We start from the raw sequence: 2,545 nt of genomic DNA, 5'->3' as shown, positions 1-2,545 counted from the left end.
GCCCTGGGTGAAATGGCTTCCACTCCACTGATAGATGTTATTTATTCAGGAGGGAAAGGAGATCAGTCATTCATCGACAGTGCCTACCGCGGCCTTCTCCAGGCGAAAGAAAATCATACATTTGCAGTTCAGGAATTTTCGATTTATAATGCATCGAGTGATCCGATTCCTGAAATCGATGGCCCGAATGGTGAAACCCCGGTGATGGTACTTCTGGTGGGCAGCCCTTTGACCGGGATGGCACAGACCATCGCGACTGCCAATTCTGCGGTACCGGTGATTGGGGTCGATACCGATCCCCTCACCGGAAATAACACCCGGACCATCAGGTTCTCGATGTATGGTTCCAGTTATCTTGCTGGAATCATCGCGGCAGATCAGACCAGTACCGGGAAGATAGCGGTAGTTGCGGGCAGGGAAAGTCCGGTAATGGATGAGTTTATTGCTGGTTTTTCTGAAGGAGCAAACCAGTCAGAAAAAGAGGTCACTCTGACAACCGCCTATGTTGCTGACGACAATTCTGGGTTCTGGAGCCCTGATAAGGCAGCAGCAATTGCCAGAACCCTCTCTTCCAACGGGACCGACCTCATCTTTACTGTTGCCGGGGGATCAGGGACCGGGGTGATAGATCTTGCACGAAACACTTCGGGGCTCAGAATCATCGGGGTTGATTCTGATCAGTCAGTACTTGGGCCTGAAGTGGTCATCGCCTCTGCAGTCAAGAACCTGGATCAGGTCGTAAACCGTGAGATCACCTCAGTGATGCAGGGGTCATTCACACCTGGCACGGTAGTGACCGGGCTTGCTGATAATGGTTCAGGAGTTCTCATTAATCCCCGGTTCAGTACTTGTTCCCCGCTTATATCTGGGAGATATGAGGAGGCGATAGCAGCAGAAAAGCAGTACAACTAACATTCATGATTATCAGGGATTACTTCTTCTTCTGTTCTTTCTTCTGGGTTGCGGGCACAGGACCGAGCAGATGTTTTATTCCGTCAAGCCAGAGGTTCTTGATCTCATCCGGGCACATCCAGACCATCTCAAAGTTCTGCAGCCCTGAATAAAGGGCCACCATAAGGAGTGCCAGGGTATGGGGATCTGCATCTGGATCGAGTAATTGCTGCTTCTGCTCTCTTTTGATGGCATCTTCGAAGGTTGCAACCAGGCCCTGGTAATAGTCACGGGTCGCATGTCTGACATCTGAACTCCGGACTGCGAGAGCAAACATCTCAAAAAAGATTGCCCGCTGCCGGTTATCAGTCAGCGTGAATCGGTCAAATATCTGAAGCAGCATCTCATCGATCGGGCGGTTATAGAAGGATTCAAAGGTGGTCCGTTCAAAATCGGTTCTGAACCGTTTTAATACTGCGGTGATGAGTTCTTCCTTGGTTTTGAAGTACCAGTACACAGCCCCTTTGGTAACCCCGATCTTTTTTGCAACCTGATCAAAAGTCAGTTGGTCGCATCCCCGCTCTGCTATCACGTCGATCGCTGCTTCGATGATGCGACGTTTTGCTTCTTCCTTATATTCGGGAACGACTTTTGGCATTGAACGTTAGTATTTATTTCTCCCGACAGTTGAAAACCATGTCGAATATCCGGATACAAACCGATTGGATTAATACATTCTAGATGGTATGTATATTTTCAGAGGTGAATTTAAAGAATCTCACTGGTGAAATATTGACAGAATAGTTTTGAAAAATATTGAAACAAACTCGTAAAAGATATCACAAACCGCCATATGCGGGGATATTGTATGAACAACCCTTCAATGACAATGCATGTGTTACAGGTAGAGCCGTTGCGGTATGTTGCGAAAACCAGTACCGGAAAGGAGATTATCGCCGAGCCCTCAGGTATGCTCGGAGGAAAAGAAGAGTATCCTAACCCTATGGAGTACTTTATCGCATCTATTGGAACATGCATCGCGATAAAGACTCACATCAATCTGATAAAAACCGGAAAGATACCTGATAAAATCGGAATAGAAATGAAATGCACCAGAAGCCAGATTCCACCAGAGATTCTGAAACAGATTCATATGGTCATCACCGTAACCGGAGATCTGGATGAAATTGTAGTGAATAGAGTAATCCAGGAGACCATGACACTCTCCTGCCCTGTGAATGTCATGGTCAGCAGGATCGCCAGGGTGACTTGGGAGTTCATGATAAAACATCCAGATATTTGACAAATCCCTAATACAGAAATCAAAATAACTCGTAAATTTAGAGAAAATCCTGATGAACATTTGAAAACCTCTGACATAGACACAACAACGTGAATCACATGAACCCAGATGAATCAGAAATAACACCGCTTGACTTCCTTATACAAGCAGCCATGAGATTTGGTGCAACCGAAGCACGGGTCATCAGAAGTTCTGACGTAATCGTTGAGAACCGAGTCTCCCTGAAATGCAGGACCGGGTGCGTAACCTATGGGACTAAACTCACGTGTCCGCCTCATGTCCCGACACCTGATGAATTTCGAAAGATCCTTGCCGAGTACCAGTATGCCGTACTGGTTAAATTCAGGTCTT

The 2,545-nt window shown here is 46.8% G+C and carries 4 protein-coding genes; 3 read left to right on the top strand and 1 reads right to left on the bottom strand.

The annotated features are described in order from the left end of the window. The coding region (locus tag LUQ50_RS04805) for a BMP family ABC transporter substrate-binding protein (protein WP_300036989.1) at positions 1-912 on the top strand (912 nt) is incomplete at its 5' end. Between the two features lie 19 nt (positions 913-931). Here LUQ50_RS04805 and LUQ50_RS04800 read toward each other — a convergent pair. Beyond that, the gene (locus LUQ50_RS04800; RefSeq protein ID WP_300036986.1) at positions 932-1,549 is read right to left on the bottom strand and encodes a TetR/AcrR family transcriptional regulator; all 618 of its coding nucleotides are present in this window, start codon (positions 1,547-1,549) and stop codon (positions 932-934) included. A 210-nt stretch (positions 1,550-1,759) separates the two neighbouring features. Between LUQ50_RS04800 and LUQ50_RS04795 the strand changes: the two genes are divergently transcribed. Both LUQ50_RS04795 and LUQ50_RS04790 read left to right on the top strand, forming a co-directional pair. Continuing rightward, positions 1,760-2,194 (top strand): OsmC family protein, encoded by a 435-nt coding sequence (locus LUQ50_RS04795; protein ID WP_300036983.1) that lies wholly within the window; start codon positions 1,760-1,762, stop codon positions 2,192-2,194. Between the two features lie 98 nt (positions 2,195-2,292). After that, positions 2,293-2,545: DUF2284 domain-containing protein (locus LUQ50_RS04790; RefSeq protein ID WP_300036980.1), on the top strand; the 253-nt coding region annotated here is incomplete at its 3' end.

Origin of the sequence: Methanospirillum sp., assembly GCF_028679455.1 — an archaeon.
In the GTDB taxonomy this organism is placed as follows: Archaea; Halobacteriota; Methanomicrobia; order Methanomicrobiales; family Methanospirillaceae; genus Methanospirillum.
The sequence above is the reverse complement of the archived record's forward strand: the minus strand, read 5'-3'. Positions and strand labels throughout refer to the sequence as shown.

What these genes read in the sequence shown, in the direction of transcription:
- LUQ50_RS04800 (WP_300036986.1), bottom strand. Translation starts at nt 1,549, where the DNA reads ATGCCAAAAGTCGTTCCCGAATATAAGGAAGAAGCAAAACGTCGCATC.
- LUQ50_RS04795 (WP_300036983.1), top strand. Translation starts at nt 1,760, where the DNA reads ATGAACAACCCTTCAATGACAATGCATGTGTTACAGGTAGAGCCGTTG.